The sequence below is a fragment of the Lysinibacillus sp. RC46 genome (assembly GCF_041262385.1).
Lineage (GTDB): Bacteria > Bacillota > Bacilli > Bacillales_A > Planococcaceae > Lysinibacillus.
Genome location: NZ_JBGCCF010000019.1, coordinates 64737 through 86917, shown reverse-complemented (window position 1 = coordinate 86917; position 22181 = coordinate 64737). Strand labels below are relative to the sequence as shown.

Annotated in this window: 19 protein-coding genes and 1 pseudogene; 15 read left to right on the top strand and 5 right to left on the bottom strand. The window is 38.7% G+C overall.

The features are described 5' to 3' along the window. Positions 1-13: 13 nt before the first annotated feature. The 3 genes from ABH966_RS17180 to mscL form a co-directional block, all read right to left on the bottom strand. On the bottom strand, positions 14-1180 hold the full coding sequence (locus tag ABH966_RS17180) for an aminotransferase class I/II-fold pyridoxal phosphate-dependent enzyme (RefSeq protein ID WP_370080453.1): 1167 nt from the start codon (positions 1178-1180) through the stop codon (positions 14-16). Beyond that, positions 1164-2297: a methionine biosynthesis PLP-dependent protein gene (locus tag ABH966_RS17175; protein ID WP_370080451.1), complete on the bottom strand. Its 1134-nt coding sequence runs from the start codon at positions 2295-2297 to the stop codon at positions 1164-1166. Before ABH966_RS17175 ends, ABH966_RS17180 begins: the two co-directional genes overlap by 17 nt. A gap of 598 nt (positions 2298-2895) precedes the next feature. Beyond that, positions 2896-3285 (bottom strand): large conductance mechanosensitive channel protein MscL, encoded by a 390-nt coding sequence (gene mscL / locus ABH966_RS17170; protein WP_370080449.1) that lies wholly within the window; start codon positions 3283-3285, stop codon positions 2896-2898. Positions 3286-3453: 168 nt separating this feature from the next. Here mscL and ABH966_RS17165 point away from each other — a divergent pair, with 168 nt between their 5' ends. Further along, positions 3454-4149, top strand: coding sequence for a lytic transglycosylase domain-containing protein (locus ABH966_RS17165; RefSeq protein WP_370080447.1), 696 nt, complete (start codon positions 3454-3456; stop codon positions 4147-4149). A 387-nt stretch (positions 4150-4536) separates the two neighbouring features. Here the strand turns inward: ABH966_RS17165 and ABH966_RS17160 are convergent, their stop codons facing one another. Continuing rightward, on the bottom strand, positions 4537-4794 hold the full coding sequence (locus ABH966_RS17160; protein WP_370080445.1) for a GlsB/YeaQ/YmgE family stress response membrane protein: 258 nt from the start codon (positions 4792-4794) through the stop codon (positions 4537-4539). A 256-nt stretch (positions 4795-5050) separates the two neighbouring features. After that, a complete protein-coding gene (locus tag ABH966_RS17155; protein WP_370080443.1) occupies positions 5051-5593 on the bottom strand; it encodes a cysteine hydrolase family protein in 543 nt (180 codons plus the stop codon). Between the two features lie 415 nt (positions 5594-6008). On the opposite strand from ABH966_RS17155, the gene ABH966_RS17150 reads away from it, so the two are divergent. The 14 genes and pseudogenes from ABH966_RS17150 to rbsK all read left to right on the top strand — a co-directional run bounded on the left by ABH966_RS17150 (position 6009) and on the right by rbsK (position 22046). Next, entirely contained in the window at positions 6009-7184 is a 1176-nt protein-coding gene (locus ABH966_RS17150; RefSeq protein ID WP_370080441.1) for an amino acid deaminase/aldolase, read from the top strand. Then, the gene (locus ABH966_RS17145; protein ID WP_370080439.1) at positions 7172-8494 is read left to right on the top strand and encodes a D-arabinono-1,4-lactone oxidase; all 1323 of its coding nucleotides are present in this window, start codon (positions 7172-7174) and stop codon (positions 8492-8494) included. The genes ABH966_RS17150 and ABH966_RS17145 overlap by 13 nt, the downstream gene beginning before the upstream one ends. A gap of 342 nt (positions 8495-8836) precedes the next feature. Beyond that, positions 8837-10507, top strand: a complete 1671-nt coding sequence (ilvD, locus tag ABH966_RS17140; RefSeq protein ID WP_370080437.1) for a dihydroxy-acid dehydratase — start codon at positions 8837-8839, stop codon at positions 10505-10507. A 464-nt stretch (positions 10508-10971) separates the two neighbouring features. Continuing rightward, the gene (gene ilvB, locus ABH966_RS17135) at positions 10972-12738 is read left to right on the top strand and encodes a biosynthetic-type acetolactate synthase large subunit (RefSeq protein WP_370080435.1); all 1767 of its coding nucleotides are present in this window, start codon (positions 10972-10974) and stop codon (positions 12736-12738) included. Further along, positions 12735-13250, top strand: coding sequence for an acetolactate synthase small subunit (gene ilvN / locus ABH966_RS17130; RefSeq protein WP_049664470.1), 516 nt, complete (start codon positions 12735-12737; stop codon positions 13248-13250). Before ilvB ends, ilvN begins: the two co-directional genes overlap by 4 nt. Before the next feature lie 98 nt (positions 13251-13348). After that, positions 13349-14383, top strand: a complete 1035-nt coding sequence (ilvC, locus tag ABH966_RS17125; RefSeq protein ID WP_370080433.1) for a ketol-acid reductoisomerase — start codon at positions 13349-13351, stop codon at positions 14381-14383. Then, a complete protein-coding gene (locus ABH966_RS17120; RefSeq protein ID WP_370080431.1) occupies positions 14370-15908 on the top strand; it encodes a 2-isopropylmalate synthase in 1539 nt (512 codons plus the stop codon). The genes ilvC and ABH966_RS17120 overlap by 14 nt, the downstream gene beginning before the upstream one ends. 188 nt (positions 15909-16096) lie before the next feature. Then, the gene (gene leuB, locus ABH966_RS17115; RefSeq protein WP_370080429.1) at positions 16097-17197 is read left to right on the top strand and encodes a 3-isopropylmalate dehydrogenase; all 1101 of its coding nucleotides are present in this window, start codon (positions 16097-16099) and stop codon (positions 17195-17197) included. Positions 17198-17213: 16 nt separating this feature from the next. Beyond that, on the top strand, positions 17214-18623 hold the full coding sequence (gene leuC, locus ABH966_RS17110) for a 3-isopropylmalate dehydratase large subunit (protein ID WP_370080427.1): 1410 nt from the start codon (positions 17214-17216) through the stop codon (positions 18621-18623). Positions 18624-18653: 30 nt separating this feature from the next. After that, entirely contained in the window at positions 18654-19244 is a 591-nt protein-coding gene (leuD, locus tag ABH966_RS17105) for a 3-isopropylmalate dehydratase small subunit (RefSeq protein WP_370080426.1), read from the top strand. Positions 19245-19690: 446 nt separating this feature from the next. Continuing rightward, positions 19691-19864 (top strand): hypothetical protein, encoded by a 174-nt coding sequence (locus ABH966_RS17100; protein WP_370080425.1) that lies wholly within the window; start codon positions 19691-19693, stop codon positions 19862-19864. Positions 19865-19876: 12 nt separating this feature from the next. Continuing rightward, positions 19877-20902 (top strand): annotated as a pseudogene (locus ABH966_RS17095) (MFS transporter); the annotation flags it as partial. Beyond that, positions 20899-21072, top strand: a complete 174-nt coding sequence (locus tag ABH966_RS17090) for a DUF2197 domain-containing protein (RefSeq protein WP_370080424.1) — start codon at positions 20899-20901, stop codon at positions 21070-21072. The pseudogene ABH966_RS17095 and the gene ABH966_RS17090, both read left to right, overlap by 4 nt. 92 nt (positions 21073-21164) lie before the next feature. Next, positions 21165-22046, top strand: a complete 882-nt coding sequence (gene rbsK, locus ABH966_RS17085; RefSeq protein WP_370080423.1) for a ribokinase — start codon at positions 21165-21167, stop codon at positions 22044-22046. Positions 22047-22181: the final 135 nt, after the last annotated feature.

The window sequence follows — 22181 nt, the reverse complement described above, 5'->3', positions numbered from 1 at the left end:
GTTGTTTTGTTGTTTATATAGCCTTTGCGGCAATCACTTCCAATGCCTGAGCGAAATCGGCGATCAGATCGTCAACATGCTCAAGTCCCACTGAGAATCGTAATAATCCATCAGTAATACCACGTTTTGCACGCTCCTCAGGCTCCATTGCTGCATGACTCATTTTAGCAGGGTAGGATAAAATCGATTCAACGCCACCAAGAGAGACAGCGAAAACTGGAATTTTCATCGCTTCTACTAGCGCTTTTGCAGCTTCATAGCTTGGTAGGCGGAAGGATAGTACTGCACCTGCACTAGTTGATTGACTATGATGAATCTCATAGCCAGGATGTGTTGCAAGTCCTGGGTAGTATACTTGCTCAACAAGAGAACTTGCGGCTAAAAACTCCGCAATCTTTTGTGCCGATTCAGTAGAACGACTAAATCGCACATCTGTCGTTTTAATATTTTGCAATAGAGTAAAGCAGTCCTGTACACCTAAAATATTGCCAAATGAATTTTGGATAAAGTACAAATCCTGACCAAGCTTCGCGTCAGCTGTTACTGTCAATCCCGCGATAATATCAGAGTGCCCAGATAAAAACTTTGTAGCACTATGAATTACAACATCGACACCTAGCTCAAGTGAACGTTGGTGTAAAGGTGTCATAAACGTATTGTCTAAAAATGTTAAGCAATTATACTGCTTGGCAAGTGCTACTACTCCGCGAATATCAGTGATGCCAAGTGTTGGGTTTGACGGTGTTTCCATATAGAGTAGCTTTGTAGCTGGTGTAATGGCTGCTTCTACTGCCGCTAAATCTGTGAAATCAACGAAAGTGTGGGAAATACCGAAGCGTGGTAATACTTTGGAGACGAAGCGGTATGTTCCACCATAAACATCCTCCGTAATGACAATATGATCTCCCTGAGATAATAGCATTAATGCTGCAGATACAGCAGCAATCCCAGAAGAAAATGCATGGGCACGTACTCCGCCTTCTAGTTCAGATACTGCTTTTTCTAATGCATCCCGCGTAGGGTTGCCAGAACGTGCGTAATCATATTCACCGAATTCATCGATACTCTCCTGATGGAAAGTAGATGATAAATACATAGGCACATTGACTGCACCTTTTTTATTTTCATAGCCGTCACGGACACCTGAGTGAATGAGGCTTGTTTCAATATGCTGCTTCATTTTTAACCTCTTTTCTAAGGATATCAAATACTTGTTTTAAATCCGCAATTAAATCTTCAGCCTCTTCAACGCCAACAGAGAAGCGCAGTAATCGGTCACATACTCCACGTTCAATACGCTCCTCATAAGGCATATCTGCATGTGTTTGAGTAGCAGGATACGTAATAAAGCTTTCAACACCACCAAGGCTTTCAGCAAAAGTTATTAGCTTCAAGTTTCGAAGGAATGGGTCAATCCACTCCGCCCTTTCCAAGCGGAATGAAAGCATGCCACCTTTTCCTGTGTATAGCACGTCTGTTACAAGCTCTTCTTCCTCTAAATATGCGGCAATTGCTTTGGCGTTCGCATCGTGCTGCTTTAATCGAAGATGCATTGTTTTTAATCCACGAATAAGTAACCAGGAATCCATTGCACCTAAAACCATACCGCTACCATTATGAATAAAGCCAATGCGTTCGGCTAATTCAGCACCCTTTGCGACAACTAAACCAGCTAACACATCATTATGTCCGCCAATATATTTAGTAGCCGAATGAATGACAATGTCTGCACCTAATTCGATTGGACGTTGGAAATAGGGTGTATAAAACGTATTGTCGACAATTAACCATGCTCCATGCTTATGAGCTAATTCAGCATATACTTGCAAATCAAATTCCTGCATAAGCGGATTTGTTGGCGTTTCAATAAATAGAGCACGTGTATGATCATTGATTAATGCTTCTACCTGTTCAACTGATTCAAATTTTGAGTAGACAGGCTTAATATTATATGTGTCTTCAAAGAAATTAAAAAGTCGATATGTACCACCATATAAATCATCAGGCACCACTAATTCATCACCAGGCTTAAACAATGATAGAACTAGTTGAATAGCAGCCATCCCAGAGCTACAGGCAAAGCCCGCATCTCCGCCCTCTAAATCTGCAATTCCTTCTTCTAATAGAGCGCGAGTTGGATTTTTTGTACGTGCATAATCAAACCCAGTGGATTCACCGATACCTGTATGTTTGTAAGCTGTCGATAAATGGATAGGTGGGCTGACAGCGCCTGTTCTAGGATCACTTAAATTCCCAAGTTGTACAAGTTTTGTTTCAATACTTCTGCTGTTTGTCATGTCGTCACTCTTTTCTTCATCATAATAAAAGGGGAGTCTATTAAACCTTCTTTTCCCCATATTCTCAATAATTGTTACCAATTTAACATGTATACTAAAGAAGGACAAGATAATTTCAGAAAATTAGCGAGATTATTTATATTAAATCATCTAGGAATAGTAGGAGATAAAGGAGGGAAGAAAAGGTGGAACAGGAATGCTAAAAGATGTTTCTGTATGGCTTATACAGGAATTTGATAAATGAAGCTGAAAATGATTCGAAATTGTCTACCTTTATTAGTTGACTATACTAATTTCAGATTTTTCGAACGGAAAAGCCCAATCCTTCAGGTGTGGGATGAGAGTGAGGTCGGATACGGAGTGCTACTAAAAAACTGAAAGGTTTAATTATGAAAAAGCTGAATCTGAAGAAGACTATTCTAAAGTTGCTGTAAGGGTACTGAATCAACTTAAAACATCTGATATATATTGAATTTCTTCTCGATTAAGATCATCTTTATTTTGGAAGTTCCTAAGATTTTTTACTTAAAATTTAACAGAACCTAAAAAGAATCTGTCTATTACCTCGGATAAGTAGTGGTAATTAGACAGATTCTTTTTAAGCTTGTTCTTTTTTTAATAAATCTCGAATTTCTTTTAGAAGCTCTTCTTTAGCATCCAATTCTGGTGCTGGTTCTTCCACAACAGCATCTTCTTTTTTACGAGTTAGCTTTGTCATAAGTCTTAATGCCATAAATATTGCAAATGCAATTATTAAAAAGTCAAGGATTGACTGTAAAAATTCGCCTAATTTAACTTTCGCATCTCCTGAGCCAAACACAAAGCTCTCTGTTAAATCAATACCACCAGTTAAGACACCGACTAATGGCATTATGATATTTGCAACTAAGGAAGTAACAATTTTACCGAAAGCACCACCAATTACTACTGCTACTGCTAGATCGACAATATTGCCTTTCATAGCAAACTCTTTAAAGTCTTTCCACAAAATAAATTCCTCCTATTATTATCCATATAAAATAGTCGAATTATATTTTACTATATTTTTACCTTCCTTTTCAACTATTAAAGTAGTGGTAATTATATACTGAAAAATCTGCTATAGATTCGAAAATTTTGGTAATATAGAAATAGAATAAAAGATTAGGTGTGACATATGGCGAAAAAAAAGAAGAAAAAACCGATGCTATCGCCTTCCGCTCAATTAGGCATGATAGCTTTATTAATACCAATAGCGATAACTGTTTGTGTTTTCGCTTTTTTTGCATGGAAGGAGCTACAAACGTTACCTATATTTGAAAAATTAGCAAAGCAAAAAGAACTAGAAGAAATCCAACAAAATTTCGATATGAACATTCCTGAGCAATATATTCCCATCTATGTAGCAGCGGAAGAGAAATACGGCGTACCTTGGACTTTACTTGCCGCACATCATCGAATTGAAACACGATTTTCCTCAATGAAATCGCTCGTTTCACCAGCTGGGGCAGAAGGCCCTATGCAATTTATGCCTTGTACTTTTGTCGGCTGGCAACATCCTTCCTGCTCAGGGTTAGGAAAAGGGGATATATCGAAGGCTGAATTAATGAATCCAGAAACCATCAAAAAATATGGAGGATATGGTGTAGATGCAAATGGAGATGGTATAGCAGATCCTTATGATATTGAGGACGCTATATTTAGTGCCGCGAACTATTTATCGAAAAATGGTGCAGCAGATGGTCATATAAAGCAAGCTGTTTTTAAGTACAATCACAGTGATGAATATGTGAAAAAGGTGTTACATTATTTCAATTTGTATAATGACTATCATGATGAGTTAAAGGAAGCAATCGTTTATAAAGAAAAGTAAAATACCATAAAAAATATTGCAATTTGGCAAAGCGTGGGGTTGATTTCCGTTTCGACAGGGCGCTTTGTTGTTGCTGTCGCTACGCTTTCGCACAGAGCAAGCTTCCTGGGGGCGTCCGATGAGCCGCTTTACTCGCTTCAGGTCTCATCTGTGACGCTGATCCCTAAGGAGTCGCCCTGCCTTCACTCCAATCAACCACATCTCCTGGTATGTAATTTAAATTATTTGTAGTTATAAAAAGGAAATTCGATAATGGATATTTTACATGCGAAAAGGGACTCGACAAACTCATGTAAAGCGATGCCACATCAAAATATTTCCTTAATCATTTTATTTTCAAAAATATATGTAAAGAGCCATCAAAAATGATGGCTCTTTATTACATATTTAGGTTGCTTTACGCATACCCTTTAAAATAATGCTTACGATGAAGATCAGCACGACAGCACCGATTAATGCGGGGAATACGTAAAAATTACTAACTCGCCAACCCCAGTTGCCAAGAACCATACTACCGATCCACGAACCGACAACCCCTGCAACAATATTCCCAATGATGCCGCCGGGTACATTTTTACCTAAAATGACGCCAGCTAACCAACCTAATACTCCGCCGATGATTAAATACCAAATGAAGCTAATCATTTTTTTCATCTCCTTAAACTAAGATATAATGGCGATTATTTAGTTATGCCCTGAATGGAGTATATTACGCGTCTTGCTTCTTAGTAATTATTACAAATTCTCAATAAGGTTTTTATCTTCATTCAGCTTATGCTAACGCTTCGATTTTGCATAGACAAAAGTCATTTTCTGACGCTTCATTTTTGCGCAAAAAATATCTGTAAGTATTTTTTTCTGTAGCAAAGAAACTACAATGACGCCAAGGCAAATTGATTAATTAACAAACTGTTGCGCCTAATGTATGTTCAAAATGACGTAATGCCCATTCATGACCTGCAGCATCAAAACTTGCAACACCATCTGCATAAACAACAGTTGAAATGCCCAAATTATAAGCATCAACTGCTGTATGTAAAATACAAATATCAGTACAAACTCCAACTAAATGAATTTCTTTAATTCCTCGCTCATTCAATAAAATCGATAAATTGGTTCCGGCAAATGCGCTATAGCGAGTTTTATCGAGCCACAAAACTTTATCCTTGTGAAGGTTATAAATTTCGCCAACTTGCCCAAATAAAGGACGTCCTTTAGTGCCGCGAATATTATGTGGAGGAAATAGCTTTGTTTCAGGATGGAACGGATCATCTTCCTCATGTAGATCATTCGCAAAAACGACAAATTCGTTTTCAGTAATAAATTTTTGAATTAAGGATGAAATTTTTCTATCTAACGCTTGACCGGGCTCTCCACAAGTTAGTTTTCCATCAGAAGCGACAAAATCATACGTGTAATCAATGACTAATAAAGCCTTTTTCAACCTTTTCACTCTCCCTATAGGTATAATTTCACTTTTATCATGCCATATTTGGGCCTGTTTGTCAGAAAAATGATTCGATTTTAATATTACGAATAGTTTGAAAATTGATTTTTCTGAGAGTATAATGTGAAAAAAAGGAGAGTGGTCTATATGAATATGACAGCTATGAAGCGTTTAAATCGCCAAGGATTACTGATTGCAGGCTTACATCTGCTAGTATTGTTAAATTTAGCAGCGGATTTCATATTCTCCTCGTAATCTCTTAAAATAATAGAAAGGTGAGTTAAATGCTTGTCCATTATTAAAAACAACCGTGAAGGCAAATTTGATTACATGTCCACGGTTGTTTTTTATTGTCTAAATATAATTTTTAACAAGAATATCAAAGACAAAGTACAAATAAAGGAATGATAGCATGACCTCTAGATTTGATCACGCGTTTCATAAGCTTGAACGTCCATTTGCTTGGTTGGACTTTGATGCATTGGATCACAATATTTCAACCGTACACAATGCTTGTGGAGAGAAAAATATACGTATCGCTACGAAATCAGTTCGTTCTGTGGAGATATTACGTTATTTACAAAAAAGTCTACCCAATGTGACGGGATTTATGACGTTTACAGCGGCGGAAACAATATTTTTACTGCAACAGCATTTTGATGATTTATTACTAGGATATCCGGTGATGGAAGAAGCTGCTGTTCGTCAGTTATTACATTCCGTAAAGGCGGGAAAAACTGTCACTTTTATGGTGGATAAACGGGAACATGTCAATTTTTTGGCGGAGCTAGGGCAAGAGCTAGGCGTTCGTGTGCAAGTATGTATTGATATTAATGTATCCAATGATTTTAAGCTGCTTTATTTTGGTACGAAACGCTCTTCGCTCCATTCACTTGAGTCACTTACACCTTTCCTCGAATATATTAAAAATCAAGCATTTATTGAGGTAGTTGGAGCAATGGGCTATGAGGCTCAAATTGCAGGAGTCGGTAATCGTCCAGCCAATGCTGTTAAAGGAAAACTGATTGAAGTAATGCAATTGCAAGCTAAAAAGCAAGTTACCCAGTTTCGTAGATTAGCAATCGCGCATATTAAAGCATATTTTCCGAGCTTGCACTTTGTAAATGGTGGTGGTTCAGGAAGTATGGCATACACGGCACAACAGAAGGAAGTAACAGAAATTACAGTTGGCTCTGCATTTTATGCACCAGCTTTGTTTGACCAATTTACACATCTACAGCTAGAAAAGGCAGCTGGATTTGCTTTACGTGTAACAAGAAAGCCAGAAAAAAATATTGTTGTTTGTCATGGTGGCGGTTATACGGCGTCTGGGGCAATTAATATTGATCGATTACCAGTATTCTATGAACCTACCTTTTTTTCATATCTTAGCCTAGAAGGAGTAGGAGAAGTTCAAACACCTGTTAAAGTAAAGCGTAAAAAAGTTAATGTAGGGGACACGCTATATTTTCGACATGCGAAGGCTGGTGAACTTTGTGAAAGATTTCAACAACTACATGGGATTAGAGGAGACAAGTATGTAGGAGCTTATTCAACCTATAGGGGGGATGGTCAATGTTTTCTATAGATAAGTGGAAAAATGGTGAGAAGTGGACAAACTGGGCCGGTAATGTCATCTCATTTCCGTCTGAGATGTACTTGCCCCGATCAATTGAAGAGGTTACGGATATCGTGAAGCATGCACGTGAGTCAGGAAAAACGATTCGTGTCACAGGTGCAGCTCACTCTTTTAGCGCTGTGGCAATGCCTGAGCATATAGCACTTTCTTTACATAATATGCGTGGGCTCATAGCTGTGAATGAGGAGAAGCAAGAGGCGACACTTTGGGCCGGAACGTATTTATATGAAATAGGACCATTGCTTGCGAAGCATGGATTTGCCCTTATAAATATGGGGGATATTCAGGAACAGACGATTGCAGGAGCAGTGTCAACGGGTACCCATGGAACAGGTGTAACACTCGGTTCGTTATCCTCTGCCGTAACAAGGTGGGGTTTTGTAGATGGTACAGGTACTTATCGTGAGCATGTGAGAGGAATGGATGATTTATCTGAAGCTTTGCATGTTTCGCTAGGGATGCTGGGTGTGCTTGTAAAAGTAACAATTAAGGTGATACCTCTATATAGCTTACATTATGTGAGCACAAGAGATACGTTAGAAAATGGGCTGGCGATATTTGCTGAAAATATTCGACAGAATCGACATGTTGAGTGGTTTTATTTTCCGGGTAGTGAAACCATTCAAGTGAAGCGTATGAACGCTATAGCGCCTGTTTATCAGAGTAATTGGAATAAGAGAATCGAAACATTGAAACTTCAAATAGTAGAGAACGGTGCTTTTTTTGCTATGTCCGAGCTATGTAAATGGAGACCTTCGTTAAGTGGCGCTATGAGTAAATTTGCAGCAGCCAATGTTGTGGAGGGGGAGAAAACGGGAATAAGCTATGAAATTTATCCGTCTCCACGTAGCGTCAAATTCCAAGAAAGTGAATATGCTATTCCATTAACGCAATTTAAGGCATGTATGGAGGAGATCCACGCAACCTTTAAAAGTGGAATTTTTAATGTACATTTTCCGATAGAATGTAGGACGACAGCGGGAGAAGCAGGTTTTTTAAGTCCTACCCAAGGACAAGAATCAGCGTTTATTGCCTTTCATATGTATAAAGGAATGCAGGAAGAGCCTTATTTTGAATGGGTCCATACGATGATGAAGAAATATAAAGGACGACCGCATTGGGGCAAGCTAAGTCATTTAACTGCTAAATATGTCTACGAGCTATACCCAGATATCGAGAAATTTTTAGCCATTCGAAGTCAATTCGATCCTGATCATGTGTTTTTGACAGGGTACTTTAGAAAATTATTTACATTGTAAGGAAATAGCTATTCACTTACTTTTGAAGGATTTGGAAATATTATTAATGGATTATTAAAAAAATTAAAATTTGAACAAAATGTCAAAATATTCTCCAAAGCGAGATAAAAGTGATACTTAATGAGCATGAAAACGATTTCAAATTTTGTAAATTATTTAAATTGTTCAAACAATTCTAAAAATACTGTTGACTAGACCTTTTTTTCGTACTATGATTACAACAATTTAACACGTTCGTTACAGCAGTTAGTAATCTTCTAAGAGATTAACATATACGCAAACGGAATAGACAGAACATTTCGTATATAGCAACGAACATAGCAATAAAGAGGGGCGTTTAAAATGAGAAGTGACATGATTAAAGTAGGCGTAGATCGTGCGCCGCATCGAAGTCTTTTATATGCAACAGGCAAAGTAAAAGCGAAAGATTTAGGCAAGCCATTTATTGGGGTTTGTAATTCTTATATCGACATTATACCAGGTCACGTTCATTTACGTACATTTGCTGATGTTGTCAAAGAGGCCATTATTGAAGCGGGTGGTATTCCATTCGAATTTAATACAATCGGTGTAGATGATGGCATTGCAATGGGGCACATTGGTATGCGTTATTCTTTACCGAGTCGTGAAATTATCGCAGATTCTGCTGAAACAGTTATTAATGCACACTGGTTCGATGGAGTATTTTATATTCCTAATTGTGACAAAATCACACCGGGAATGTTAATGGCAGCAGTTCGTACTAATGTACCGTCAATTTTCGTATCTGGTGGTCCAATGGAGGCTGGTACTTCTGCTACAGGCAAGCAACTTTCATTAACTTCAGTTTTTGAAGGTGTAGGAGCTCATAAATCAGGCAATATGTCAGCTGAAGAGCTGTTAGATATTGAAAACAATGCATGCCCAACATGTGGTTCATGTTCCGGGATGTTTACTGCAAACTCTATGAACTGCTTAATGGAAATGTTAGGAGTAGCTTTACCAGGTAATGGAACAATCGTCGCTACTTCTGAAGAGCGCCATAAGCTTATTAAAGAAGCTGCTAAACAATTAGTCAGTATGATTAAAGAGGACATCAAACCTCGTGACATTATTACTAAAGAAGCAATTGATGATGCATTTGCACTTGATATGGCGATGGGTGGTTCGACAAATACAGTCCTCCATACATTAGCAATCGCCAATGAAGCTGAAATCGATTATAACATTGAAGATATTAATAAAGTCGCAGAGCGTGTGCCATATCTAGCTAAAATTATGCCTGCTTCAGATATTTCAATGGATGATATTAATAAAGCGGGTGGCGTTAGTGCCATTATTAATGAATTAGCATCTATCCCAGGTGCCATTCACCCGGATCGACCAACAGTTGCTGGAGTAACAATGGGTGAGCTTGTAAAAGATTATCATATTACAAATGCTGAAGTTATCCGTACGAAAGACAATCCGTATAGCCCAGTTGGTGGTTTATCGGTGTTATTTGGTAATATCGCGCCAGATGGTTCTGTTATTAAAGTAGGAGCTGTAGACCCTTCTATTAAAGTATTCAGAGGCGAAGCAATCGTCTTCGAATCACAAGAAGCGGCACAGGAAAATATCGATAACGGGACAGTTAAAGAGGGCCATGTAGTCGTCATTCGCTACGAAGGACCAAAAGGTGGCCCAGGGATGCCTGAAATGCTTGCACCAACGTCCGCGATTCAAGGTCGTGGTCTTGGCACAAAGGTTGCGTTAATCACAGATGGACGTTTCTCAGGCGCATCTCGTGGTATTTCAATCGGACATATTTCACCAGAGGCAGCAGAAGGCGGTCCAATCGCTTTAGTAGAGAACGGTGACATGATCACAATTGATCTACCAAACCGTACTATCAATTTAGAAGTTTCAGATGAATTATTAGCTGAACGTCGTGCAAAACTACCGGAATTTGAACCGAAAATTAAGCGCGGTTGGCTAGCAAGATATTCAAAATTAGTAACAAGCGCCTCTACAGGTGGCGTTATGAAAATTTAAAAAGTTAAAGCGTTGATGAGGTTAAAGGTTCTAGAGCCTTGTATTTACCAGAGAGCCGGTCGTGCTGGAAGCCGGCAATACAACTAGATCCGACATCCCCTCTGAGTGAGCTATTAAACGCGTATTCGCCATTAGATAGCTCCGGGCATAATCGAAAGTGCTCGTTATTAATGAATAAATAATTTATGACACCGTATTGGATGCGAATGATCTCGCATTGGTTCATAAATGCTAATATTTATTCACGAGGTAGCAATTATTTGCTATAAAAAAGGGTGGTACCATGGAAAGTCTTTTTCATCCCTACGTAAGGTAATTCTTTGCGTGTGGAGAAAAAGGCTTTTTATTTTTTTACGGCGTAAGAAAGAGTCTGTTATCTCTTTTCAAGGAGATGATCAGCTTGTAATACTTCAATGATGCGCATTACTAATGTGAAATTGAATGATAAGAAGGAGGCATATTTGATGAGTACGAATGTTTCTATCAATGAGAAAGAAGAATTAGCAACAGTAGCAAAAGTTGAACAAACCTATCAAGCGAAAGATGGTGCTGATGTATTAGTGCAAGCACTGCATGAACAAGGTGTTGAAATTGTTTTTGGTTACCCAGGTGGAGCGGTACTACCAATCTATGATGCGATGTATAAAAATCCGATTCGTCATATTTTAACTAGACATGAACAAGGTGCAATCCATGCAGCGGAAGGTTATGCACGTGTTTCCAATAAAACAGGTGTTGTTATTGCGACAAGCGGTCCGGGGGCAACAAACTTAGTAACTGGTATTGCTGATGCGATGATTGACTCCATCCCATTAGTTGTATTCACAGGTCAAGTTTCAACATCTGTGATTGGGACAGATGCTTTCCAAGAAGCGGATATTATGGGGATTACGACACCAATTACGAAGCACAATTATCAGGTACAGGATGTTAATGATATCCCGCGTATTGTTAAAGAGGCTTTCCATATTGCAAGCACTGGTCGGAAGGGTCCTGTTGTAGTAGATTTCCCGAAAAACGTTTCTCAAATGTTATTTGATGTGGAAAATCCACCACAGGCTCCTGATGAAATATATTTACCGGGTTATCAACCAACATATAAACCGAATTATTTACAAGTTCAAAAGGCCATTCAAGCGATTTCATTGGCCAAAAATCCAGTCATTTTAGCTGGAGCTGGTGTCCTCTTTGCAGACGCAAAAGAAGAGTTAACAGCATTCGCTGAAAAATATCGAATTCCAGTAGCAAACACTCTACTAGGACTTGGTTCAATCCATGGAGAGCATGAATTATTCCTTGGTATGGCAGGAATGCATGGAACCGCAACGTCGAACACAGCTATTACAAAATCAGATTTATTGTTGAATATCGGAGCTCGCTTTGATGACCGTTTAACTGGTAATTTAGCAACATTCGCTCCAAATGCAACAATCATACACATCGATATCGATCCAGCGGAAATTGGAAAAAACGTGCCGACAGATATTCCGATCGTTGCAGATGCTAAAGAAGCATTAAAAGCATTATTGAAAAAGGACTTCGATGGCCCTGATACAACAGAATGGCTAGCGTTCTTAAATAATCATGCAAAAGAATATCCATTATGGTACAGCAAGGAGTCAGCGGACAAAGAAGTTTTACCGCAGGAAGCATTAGAGCTTGTGCATAAAATTACAGAAGGTGACGCGATTGTCACTACAGATGTTGGACAGCATCAAATGTGGGCTGCACAATATTATCGCTTAAACAATGATCACGGATGGGTAACGTCTGGTGGACTTGGTACGATGGGCTTCGGCTTCCCAGCTGCAATTGGCGCCCAGTTTGCGAAACCAGACAAAAAAGTTGTTTCCATTGTAGGTGATGCAGGATTCCAAATGACTGCACAAGAGCTTTCTATACTACAAGAATTCAACTTACCGGTAAAAGTAGTGATTATAAATAATAGCTGTCTAGGAATGGTACGCCAATGGCAAGAAACATTCTACGAGGAGCGTTATTCATCTTCATTAATGCCGATCCAACCAGATTTTGTTAAATTAGCGGATGCATATGGTCTTAAGGGCTACCGAATTAACACAATCGATGAAGCGGAAAGTATTTTCCGCGAGGCACTACTTTCTGATGAGCCAGTGTTAATTGATTGTCGTGTTAAACAGAGCCAATGTGTTTACCCAATGGTAGCACCAGGTAAAGGCCTACATGAAATGATTGGGGTGAAAAAGAATTGAAACGAGTAATTACAGTAACAGTGATTAACCAAAGCGGTGTATTAAATCGCGTAACAGGCTTACTTATGAAGCGTCAATTTAATATTGAATCAATCACAGTTGGTCATACAGAACAGCCAAACTTTTCGAAAATGACTTTTGTTGTAAACGTTGAGGATGAGCGTAAAATTGAACAGCTAGTGAAGCAGTTATCGAAGCAAATTGATGTGTTAAAGGTCAATGACATTACAGATAAATCAATCGTGCTACGCGAGTTAGCGCTTGTGAAGGTAATTTCACCACCAAACTTACGATTGGAAATGAATTCAATAGTTGAACCATTCCGTCCACAAATTATTGATACAGCGAAAAACGTTGTCACATATCAAGTAGTAGGCGATCCAGATAAGATTGATGCCTTTATTGAACTAATTCGACCTTATGGTATTAAAGAATTAACGCGTACAGGGGCTACTGCATCTGTTCGTGAAACACAAAAAATCTCAAATACGCAGCTCTCTATTTTAAAATAGTTTGCATATAAAATTCACAGCTTAGGATGCGTAGCCCTTGTTGGCTTACTTGCATCCGAGGTTGAAAAAACAAACCCAAAATTAGGAGGAAACAAACAATGGCTACTATGTACTATGAACAAAACATCAACGAGGAAGTATTAAAAGGGAAAAAAATCGCAATCATCGGTTATGGTTCACAAGGTCATGCACATGCATTAAACCTTAAAGAATCAGGATTCGATGTAGTAGTAGGAGTTCGTCCAGGCGGATCATTCGATGCAGCAAAAGCGGATGGAATAGATGTAAAAACTGTTGCTGAAGCAGCGCAAGAAGCAGATGTTATCCAAATTTTACTTCCAGATGAGCGCCAAAAAGCTGTATATGAGGCTGAAATTGCTCCACATCTTGAAGCTGGTAAAGCACTTATGTTTGCACATGGCTTTAACATTCATTTCGGTCAAATTACACCACCAGCAGATGTGGACGTATTCTTAGTTGCGCCGAAAGGTCCAGGACACTTAGTTCGTCGTCAATTCCAAGAAGGTGCTGGGGTACCAGGATTATTCGCAATTCATCAAGATGCAACTGGTCAAGCAAAAGATTTAGCTCTTGCATACGGTAAAGGAATCGGTGCAGCTCGTGGCGGTTTACTTGAAACAACATTCAAAGAAGAAACTGAAACTGATTTATTCGGTGAGCAAGCAGTACTTTGCGGTGGTGCTACACAATTAGTAAAAGCAGGTTTCGAAACATTAGTAGAAGCTGGCTACCAACCAGAATTAGCATACTTTGAAACGCTTCACGAACTAAAATTAATTGTTGACCTAATGTTTGAAGGTGGTATGGCAACAATGCGTTACTCAGTATCGGATACTGCAGAGTGGGGTGACTATGTGGCAGGACCACGTCTTATCGACGACTCTGTAAAAGCTCGTATGAAAGATGTATTAACGGATATTCAAGATGGTACATTCGCTCGCCGTTGGATTCAAGAAAATGAAAACGGTCGTCCAGAATATACAAAATTCAAAGAAGCTGGTGCAAACCACCAAATCGAAGAAGTTGGTGCTAAATTACGTGCTATGATGCCATTCATCAACGAAGGTAAAGAAAAGGTTGTAAGAGAAGTGGCTGCAAGTGCGAAAAATTGATATTTTCGATACAACACTTCGCGACGGCGAACAATCTGCTGGTATTAATCTAAACACAGCAGAGAAGATTGAAATCGCCAAGCAACTAGAGCGCCTAGGAGTGACAATTATTGAAGCAGGTTTTCCTGCTTCGTCACCCGGTGACTTTGAGGCGGTAAATCGTATTGCAGGAACAGTGAAAAACTCGATCGTAACAGGCTTAGCTCGCTGTATACAAAAAGATATCGACACAACTTGGGAAGCCATTAAAGTGGCCGAACAACCACACATTCATATTTTCCTAGCAACATCTCCCATTCATATGGAATACAAACTAAAAAAATCACCTGATCAAGTGGTAGAACAAGCGGTTGAAGCCGTAAAATATGCGAAAAAATTCTTTCCGCTTGTACAATGGTCTGCAGAAGATGCATTTCGCTCAGATCGTGATTTTTTAGTACGTATTATGAATGATGTTGTTGCGGCAGGTGCAACTACCATTAATGTACCTGACACAGTAGGATATGCATCACCACAAGAATATGGTGCATTATTTAAATTCCTACTTGAAAACGTAAAAGGTGCTGATAAGGTAAAATTCTCTGCGCATTGCCATGATGATTTAGGTATGGCAACCGCTAACACGATTGCAGCCATTGAAAATGGTGCCTCACAAGTTGAGGGTACGATTAACGGTATCGGAGAGCGTGCTGGAAATGTAGCGCTTGAAGAAATCGCAGTTGCCCTTCATATCCGTAAAGATATCTACCCTGTAGCAACAGGTATTCATTTACAAGAAATTAAGCGTACATCTCAATTAGTCAGTAAACTTACGAATGTGGTTATTCAGCCGAATAAAGCGATTGTTGGTAAAAACGCATTTGCACACGAATCTGGTATTCACCAAGATGGTGTGTTAAAAAATCCTGAAACGTACGAGATTATTACACCTGCCCTTATTGGTGAAGGGGAGGTACCACTCGTTCTAGGTAAACACTCAGGCCGCGCAGCATTCCGTGACAGAGCGGAAACAATGGGATTCAATCTTTCGGATGAAAAACTAAATAAAGCATTTACTGAATTTAAAAAGCTTGCTGATCGTAAAAAAGAAATTACAGAAGAAGATTTACTAACGCTTCTTACTGAGCAACAAGTTCAAATAGAAGATGTTCCACTCTACGAATTAAAGATGGTACAGGTACAATATGGTACAGAAAATATACCAACAGCAACAGCGATTGTTTTAACACCAGAAGGTTTGGAAAAGACAGTTGTGGCAACAGGTTCTGGCTCAGTTGAAGCTATTTTCAATACGCTTGAGCAACTTGTTCAAGGAGATATTCATGTGGTTGATTATCGAGTTAAGTCTGTTGGTAAGGGACGAGATGCATTAGGAGAAGCTGTGATTAATATTCGATATGATGGCATTTCAACAACCGGACGAAACTCATCACAGGATGTTTTAGAAGCATCGGCAAAAGCTTATTTAAATGCGATTAACCGTCATTTAATACAAGCAAGCCTTCGTACACAGCCTGTAAGTTAATCGATCACCCAGCTTTTTATGAATTTAGTAGATTTAACGGTAGTGAATTGAGTCAGCATCATTCATATCCCAAAGGCAATGTGCCAATTTCGTGTAGTCGTAATATTGATGACCTCACCTATTAATATAGGTGAGAGTCTTACTAAAATAGCGTAGTTCAACGCTATACAAAGAAAGGTGTTTTGACGATGGAGAAAAAAATTACAGTACTTCCTGGTGACGGAATTGGGCCAGAGGTTGTTGCTTCTGCTGTACGTGTATTACAGGTGATTGGTAAGCGATTCAACCATACATTCCATTTAGGTTATGCAACAATCGGAGGCGCTGCCATCGACCAACACAATAATCCACTACCAGATGAAACAATTGAGATGTGTGAAAATAGTGACGCAGTTATACTTGGTGCCGTTGGCGGCCCGAAATGGGATAATAATCCACCTGAATTACGTCCAGAAAAAGGATTACTACGTATTCGCAAACACTTTGACTTATTCGCAAACCTACGTCCAGTAAAGGCGTTCCCGAGTTTACTAGATGCTTCACCATTAAAGCGTGAAGTAGCCGAAAACGTCGATTTAATGATTGTACGTGAATTAACAGGCGGCGTATACTTCGGGGAACCACGTATGCGTACTGAGAATGGCGCGATTGATACAACTGTTTACTCAACTGCAGAAGTTGAGCGTATTGTTGAAAATGCCTTTGAATTAGCACGTTTACGTGGAGGCAAATTATGCTCAGTTGATAAAGCAAATGTACTTGAAACAAGTCGTTTATGGCGAGAAGTTGTTGAAGCGAAGAAAAAAGAGTATCCAGATGTACAGGTGGAGCACAATTTAGTAGACTCAGTTGCGATGAAATTAATTACTAACCCTGGTCATTATGATGTGGTAGTTACTGAAAATATGTTTGGAGATATTTTAAGTGATGAAGCATCTGTTATTACAGGCTCTTTAGGCGTATTACCATCTGCATCCATTCGCGGAGATAATTTTGGTCTATATGAACCAGTACATGGCTCAGCACCAGAAATTGCCGGTCAAGGCGTTGCAAATCCAGCCGCAACCATTCTTTCAGTGGCCATGATGTTACAATATTCATTTGGCTTAAAAGAAGAAGCAGCAGAAATCGAACGTGCTGTAAGTGCAGTATTTGATGATGGCTATTTCACAGCAGATCTTGCGCGTGATGGTAGTCGTATACTATCGACGAATGAATGGACAGATAAAGTCATTAACGAGATTGATACAAGCTTTGTTTCAGAAAGCATTATGACAACATACATTTAAGAAATAGGTGAAGATAATGGGCAAAAATATAATTGAAAAGATTTGGGATAAACATTTGGTTTATCAGGAAGAGGGCAAACCGGACCTGTTATATATTGATCTCCATTTAATTCATGAAGTAACTTCTCCGCAAGCCTTTGAAGGTCTACGAATGAACGGACGTCAAGTGCGTCGCACGGATTTAAGCTTTGCGACAATGGATCATAACGTGCCTACAAAAAATCTACCAACGATTCATGATCCGATTGCGCGTAACCAAATCGAAACGTTAGCTAAAAATGCTGAAGAATTTGGCGTTGAACTTGCGGGAATGGGCCATCCTGACCAAGGAATTGTTCACGTAATTGGACCAGAGCTAGGTTTAACGCAGCCTGGTAAAACGATTGTCTGTGGTGACTCCCATACGTCTACACATGGCGCGTTCGGAGCGATTGCTTTCGGGATTGGTACATCTGAGGTAGAACATGTATTGTCAACACAGACATTATGGCAAAATAAGCCGAAAACAATGGAAATTCGTGTAGAGGGTGAGCTTCCTGTAGGTGTAGCTGCCAAAGATATTATTCTAGCGATTATTTCGAAATTCGGTATCGGTGTCGGCACAGGACATATTGTGGAATTCACTGGAGAGGCTATCCACAAGCTTGCTATGGAAGAACGGATGACAATTTGTAATATGTCAATCGAAGCGGGTGCAAAGGCAGGGCTAATTTCGCCTGACCAAACGACTGTTGACTATATCCGTGGTCGTAAACATGCACCACAAGGAGAAAAGTTTGAGGAAGCAGCAGATTATTGGTTAAGCTTAGCATCCGAAGAAGATGCAACATATGATACAGTTCGTATCATTCAAGCTGAAGAAATTGAGCCAATCATCACTTGGGGAACGAATCCGTCAATGGGTTCAGGTGTTTCAAGTAATGTTCCAACACAGGCCGATTATGAGGATGAGTCAGATAAAGCTGCTCTTCGCAAAGCACTTGCCTACATGGGCTTAGAGGAAGGTCAACCATTAACTTCAATCGATATTCAACACGTATTTATCGGTTCTTGTACAAACTCACGCATCAGTGATTTACGGGCAGCTGCAAATGTCATCGAAGGGCGTAAGGTACATGAAAATGTAACAGCAATCGTTGTGCCAGGCTCATATTCGACGAAAAAACAAGCAGAAGCAGAAGGATTAGATAAAATCTTTACAGCTGCTGGCTTTGAATGGCGTGAGACAGGTTGCTCAATGTGTCTGGCAATGAATGATGATGTAGTACCAGCTGGTGAACGCTGTGCATCAACTTCAAACCGTAACTTTGAAGGACGCCAAGGAGCTGGTTCTCGTACACACTTAGTATCGCCACCAATGGCAGCAGCTGCAGCAATTGCTGGTCACTTTGTAGATGTTCGTGAATTCGTAAAGGAAACTGTGTAATTTCCATTTACACGGAAGGGATGATTGCAAATGGAACCAATTAATATCGTAAACAGTGTGATAACACCACTCGATCGTAAAAATGTCGATACAGACCAAATTATTTCAAAAGAGTTTTTAAAGCGTATTGAGCGTACAGGTTTTGGTCAGTATTTATTTTACCATTGGCGCTTTGATGCAGAGGGCAATGAAATGAAGGATTTTGTAATAAACAAACCTGAATTTAAAGACTCTAAAATTTTAGTAGCTCAAGATAACTTCGGCTGTGGTTCATCTCGTGAACATGCACCGTGGGCAATCTTAGACTATGGCTTCAATGTAGTAATTGCACCATCATTCGCAGATATTTTCCATAATAACTGCTTCAAAAATGGGATTTTACCAATCAAACTAACTGCAGCAGAGTGTGATGAAATTTTAGCAAAAAGCTTAGAAAATCCGTACAAGATGGAAGTCAATTTAGAAGCACAAACAGTAACGGGTGAAGATGGTACAGTTTATAAATTTAGCATCGATCCTTACTATAAAGAAACATTGCTAAATGGTTGGGATGAGATTGCTCTAACCTTTAAATACGAAGAACATATTGCTGCTTACGAAGCACAGCGTATTGTATTTTAATAGATTGAGCGCTGACCTTTTGACTGAAGACATATTAAGTTGTCTTCAGTTTTTTTTGTTGCTTAAAGAAGGGGGGGCTTTGATTGAAGTGGAAATTGCTCAGGTAACAGGGAAACCTCCTAACTCCTATATTGGTAAATGATTATTCCTTACTAAATAACATAGTTCCAATTAAAAACCACTTTAGTTATTTAAATGTTTATTTTCAAAAAACGCAACAAATTGAAGTAATATTTTGATAATATAAAAATAGAGTTACGGGGAATAAATGGAACATTATCCAGATTATTGTCCCAACACTATAAGTTAGGGATGACATTTGTTAAAACATATCTCGTGCATATAAGTTGGGACGGAAATTATCTACACGTTTTCGTGATGAGTCAGTTTATTTAAACATTTACCAGAATACTTTTGTGAAAAGTAATAAAGGGAGGAACTATATAATGAAAATCCTTCGAAAATACAGCTTATTAATTGGAGGCTTAGGTTTTTCAAAATTAGGGGACTGGATTTACCTTGTAGCGCTAAATTTATTTATATGGCATTTAACACAATCGCCGGCAGCGATGGCTGGAATCTTTATTGTCGGACCAATAGCAAGAGTTTTAACAAGTTAGGTAGCTGGCTCTTTTATTGATCGTATGAATAAACGCAAGTTGATGATTGCAACTGATATTATACGAGGTTTCATTGTTTTTTGTATGCCGTTTATGGAATCAATTTGGCTCATCTATACACTGTTATTTTTAGCGAATATAGCGAGTAGTTTCTTTGGGCCTAGTAGTACATATTATATTACAAAGTTTGTTCCTTCAGAAGATAGACAACGATTCAACGCAATACTTGGCACGTTCAATTCAGGCTCGTTTTTAGTAGGTCCAGCTCTTGCAGGACTCCTCATCATGCTTTTTAATACAACATTTACGATTTGGTTTAACAGCTTTACATTTTTTGTTTGTGCTTTGATCATTTACTTATTACCTGATGTAGATGATGTGAAGGAAACTTCACTGCAACGTATTACTTGGCAAATACTAAAAAATGACTATCTAACTGTAATAGCTTTCATTCGACAAAATTCATTATTTATAATGATTTATTTACTGTTTCAAAGTACATTAATGATTGCTTTTGCGCTTGATTCTCAGGAAACAACATTTATAAAACAAGATTTGGCTTTATCCGATAGCTTATATGGAGCCTTTGTGAGTAGTGCAGGAGCTGGAGCAATTTTAGGTGGAATGGTTGCTGCAAGCTTCGCCAAAAAATGGTCCACTCGGTCATATATGGCTTTTGGTTTGTTCCTGACAATGCTGTTTTATACAGCTTTTTATGCCTCGACATCGAGTATTTTGACATTTGTAAGTTTCGTTTTTTTAGGCTTTTTTATGGCATTTAGTAATACTGGTTATGAAGCGTTTTATCAGCAAAATGTACCACCTGAAATGATGGGGAGATTCGGTAGTATTTCTAGTATTTTTCAAAATATTTTACAAATCTCCTTTACTTTACTATTAGGTCTGTTTGCAGAATTATTTACGCTTCAAATGACTGCAATTGTTTTCGGTATTATCAGTATTTTATTGTCAATCTCATTATATTTTGTGCTATATTCCCCGAAAAACTACATCGGGTTAAAGGAGGAAGTATCATGATTAGCTATAAGGTTCATTGTATTTTTTGTAAGAAAATATTTGAAGTTGTAGAAGGTACAAGGAAATATAAACTATATAAAGAAAATATGGACGGGAAGTTTTCCTGTGAAGATTGTGATAGAAAAATTGAATTAGAGGCAAGGAAAGGTTTATTGGGAAAAATTAATTGAAAATAACCCCATATTTTTCAAATGTAAATGACCTGTCCTTCTATTGTTTTCTCAGTTAAAATGGAAAAATAAGATGGAAGGTAGGTCAAAAGATGATTACAGTTATAGGTAGTATAAATATGGATTTAGTTGTACAAATGGGGGTTTTTCCAAAGCAGGGTGAAACGATTCTTGGTAAAGATTTTCAAACGATTCCAGGAGGAAAAGGGGCTAATCAGGCAATTGCTGCGGCACGTCTTGGAAGTGAAGTCACAATGATCGGCTGTGTAGGCTCCGATAGTTTTGGAGAAACATTGCGCACAGTTTTACAGCAGGAGCATGTTCAAACTGAAGCTATTACAAGCGTTTCGGCACCTACTGGGATTGCTAATATTTTAATCTACAATAATGATAACCGTATTATAGTAGTGCCTGGGGCAAATTATGAACTAATGCCTGCGCATATAGAGGCAGCGAAAGAAATCATTCAAAAAAGTCAAATGGTCATTATGCAGCTAGAAATCCCAGTGGAAACGACTGCTTATGCGATAAAACTTTGTAAAGAAGCGAATGTACCTGTTTTATTAAATCCTGCACCAGCGGCTAATTTTGATGTGCAATGGATGGAGGATATTACCTATATCACACCAAATGAAACGGAGTGTGCCGAAATTTTTGGAGATGATGTTGAGCGAATATTAGAAAAGTATCCTAATAAAATGATTATTACGCAAGGTAGTGATGGCGCACGCTATTTTGATGGTGAATATCCTATTCATGTTCCGGGTTATTTGACGAAAGCGGTAGATACAACAGGTGCAGGTGATACGTTTAACGGTGCACTCGCTTATGCTTTAGTAGAAGGGCAATCATTGGATCAGGCTGTGTATTTTGCAAATATTGCAGCTTCATTATCGGTGGAGGAATTCGGTGCGCAAGGTGGAATGCCAACACTTGGAGCGGTGTACTCACGTATGGCTGGAATTGAAGAATGAAGAAGAAACTAACTCTCTTACGAATTTATAATAATAATTTTTATTTCTTTTAGTCTGAATGAGTAATAATATCTGAGATAGTCTGTTCAATAGCGTAAGATTAATTACCTATTTGTGACACTTATATTTAAGTAT

Excerpts from the sequence above, each read along its gene's own strand:
- ABH966_RS17180 (WP_370080453.1), bottom strand. The coding sequence starts at position 1,180 with ATGAAGCAGCATATTGAAACAAGCCTCATTCACTCAGGTGTCCGTGAC.
- ABH966_RS17175 (WP_370080451.1), bottom strand. The coding sequence starts at position 2,297 with ATGACAAACAGCAGAAGTATTGAAACAAAACTTGTACAACTTGGGAAT.
- ABH966_RS17165 (WP_370080447.1), top strand. The coding sequence starts at position 3,454 with ATGGCGAAAAAAAAGAAGAAAAAACCGATGCTATCGCCTTCCGCTCAA.
- ABH966_RS17160 (WP_370080445.1), bottom strand. The coding sequence starts at position 4,794 with ATGATTAGCTTCATTTGGTATTTAATCATCGGCGGAGTATTAGGTTGG.
- ABH966_RS17150 (WP_370080441.1), top strand. The coding sequence starts at position 6,009 with ATGACCTCTAGATTTGATCACGCGTTTCATAAGCTTGAACGTCCATTT.
- ABH966_RS17145 (WP_370080439.1), top strand. The coding sequence starts at position 7,172 with ATGTTTTCTATAGATAAGTGGAAAAATGGTGAGAAGTGGACAAACTGG.
- ilvD (WP_370080437.1), top strand. The coding sequence starts at position 8,837 with ATGAGAAGTGACATGATTAAAGTAGGCGTAGATCGTGCGCCGCATCGA.
- ilvB (WP_370080435.1), top strand. The coding sequence starts at position 10,972 with ATGAGTACGAATGTTTCTATCAATGAGAAAGAAGAATTAGCAACAGTA.
- ilvC (WP_370080433.1), top strand. The coding sequence starts at position 13,349 with ATGGCTACTATGTACTATGAACAAAACATCAACGAGGAAGTATTAAAA.
- leuB (WP_370080429.1), top strand. The coding sequence starts at position 16,097 with ATGGAGAAAAAAATTACAGTACTTCCTGGTGACGGAATTGGGCCAGAG.
- leuC (WP_370080427.1), top strand. The coding sequence starts at position 17,214 with ATGGGCAAAAATATAATTGAAAAGATTTGGGATAAACATTTGGTTTAT.
- leuD (WP_370080426.1), top strand. The coding sequence starts at position 18,654 with ATGGAACCAATTAATATCGTAAACAGTGTGATAACACCACTCGATCGT.
- ABH966_RS17100 (WP_370080425.1), top strand. The coding sequence starts at position 19,691 with ATGAAAATCCTTCGAAAATACAGCTTATTAATTGGAGGCTTAGGTTTT.
- ABH966_RS17090 (WP_370080424.1), top strand. The coding sequence starts at position 20,899 with ATGATTAGCTATAAGGTTCATTGTATTTTTTGTAAGAAAATATTTGAA.
- rbsK (WP_370080423.1), top strand. The coding sequence starts at position 21,165 with ATGATTACAGTTATAGGTAGTATAAATATGGATTTAGTTGTACAAATG.